Below are 669 nucleotides of genomic sequence, written 5' to 3'. Positions count from 1 at the left end.
CGACCTGGTTAAGGGTCGCCATGCCCAGTGCTGGCGCCGGCTTCGGCCATCAGTTTTTGCCGCGCATCGGCCAGGAAGTACTGGTGACGTTCCTCGGTGGTGACATCGACCGGCCCCTTGTCACTTCGGTGCTCTACAACGCCGATCACTTTCCCCCGCACTTCAGCAACGCGACGGGTTTGCCGGGCAATCGAACATTGTCGGGGATCCAGACCCAGGAGCATCAAGGCAAAGGCTTCAACGAGCTGCTCTTCGACGATACGCGCTGCGCGCTGCGCGCTCGGCTGGCCACGACCCATCAGGCCACGGCGCTGAACCTGGGCAAACTCACCACACCTCGAACCGATGGGCGAGCCCAGGAACGCGGTCATGGCGCCGAACTGCGCAGCGATGCGGCGATTGCCCTGCGGGCGGCCCAAGGGATGTTGTTGACCACCTATGCTCGCCAGGGTGCGCAAGGATCACAACTGGACCGCGAAGAGCTGCTCAAGTTGTTGAGTGAGTGTGGCGAGCTGTTCCAGTCCCTCGGCCAGACTGCCGCAGCCCGAGGCAGCCGGCATGTCGATGCCCAGGGCATCGAAGTGTTGCGCCAGTCGTTGAGTCAATGGCCTGCACCGACCAGCAACAGTCCGGGGGAACCGGTGGTCGCGGTAGCGTCTGAGGCGGGCA

At 64.0% G+C, this 669-nt stretch carries 1 protein-coding gene; it reads left to right on the top strand.

Translation table 11 applies throughout. The features are described from left to right. Positions 1-669: type VI secretion system Vgr family protein (locus tag BVK86_RS28965; RefSeq protein ID WP_208609350.1), on the top strand; the 669-nt coding region annotated here is incomplete at both ends.

This window comes from Pseudomonas reinekei, assembly GCF_001945365.1.
Classification (GTDB): Bacteria; Pseudomonadota; Gammaproteobacteria; order Pseudomonadales; family Pseudomonadaceae; genus Aquipseudomonas; species Aquipseudomonas reinekei.
The sequence above is the reverse complement of the archived record's forward strand: the minus strand, read 5'-3'. Positions and strand labels throughout refer to the sequence as shown.